Consider the following 269-nt stretch of genomic DNA (forward strand, 5'->3'; position numbering starts at 1 on the left):
GAGCGTATAGAGGATCTGCCCGTCTCCACGGATCAGTACGGGGTCGCTGACACTGGCGGCGTCGATCGAGATGTCGCCCAAGATACCGTCGCGCCACTCGATCCGCTCCTGATCCAGCTTGAACCGCCACACCCCGGCACCGCGCTCGGCGCGCAGGGCATCTTTTTCGGCGTCGGACAGTTTCAGCGCCGCCCGGTCATAGACCGGAGGGCGCCCCATGTTCAGCTGCTTCTTGCGCTTGAGGTCCAGTTCCGTCGGCGTCTCGAACG

Annotated in this window: 1 protein-coding gene; it reads right to left on the reverse strand. The window is 64.7% G+C overall.

Features of this window, described 5'->3' with window-relative positions:
- Nucleotides 1–269 (reverse strand): glutamate--tRNA ligase family protein (locus A3764_RS00775; protein WP_236627978.1); only part of this gene is annotated, 269 nt, incomplete at both ends.

The sequence above is a fragment of the Sulfitobacter sp. HI0129 genome, assembly GCF_001635395.1.
Taxonomy (GTDB): domain Bacteria; phylum Pseudomonadota; class Alphaproteobacteria; order Rhodobacterales; family Rhodobacteraceae; genus Sulfitobacter.